General features: G+C 63.6%; 1 pseudogene. It reads left to right on the forward strand.

What is annotated here, in order from left to right:
• Nucleotides 1–407, forward strand: a pseudogene (locus GR197_RS31645) (3-oxoacyl-ACP synthase); the annotation flags it as partial.

Genomic DNA, 407 nt, shown 5'->3' on the forward strand with positions numbered 1-407 from the left:
CGCGCTGTTCGCGTCGCAACGCGCGATCGAAGCGGCCGACGTCGATCCGCAATCCATCGACCTCATCATCGTCGCCACATCGACGCCGGACTTCGTATTCCCGAGCACGGCGTGCCTGCTGCAGAACAAGCTGGGCATCAAGAACAACGGCGCGGCCTTCGACGTGCAGGCGGTGTGCTCAGGTTTTGCCTATGCCGTTGCGACGGCTGACAGCTTCATCCGAAGCGGGCAACATCGTACTGCGCTGGTGGTCGGTGCTGAAACGTTCTCGCGCATCCTCGATTTCAACGACCGTACCACTTGCGTGCTGTTTGGCGATGGCGCGGGCGCGGTCGTGCTGCAGGCGTCAGACGAGCCGGGCGTGCTGTCCAGCGCGCTGCACGCTGACGGCAGCCATTCGAACATCC

Source organism: Rhizobium phaseoli (assembly GCF_010668805.1).
Taxonomy (GTDB): Bacteria; Pseudomonadota; Alphaproteobacteria; order Rhizobiales; family Rhizobiaceae; genus Rhizobium; species Rhizobium phaseoli_A.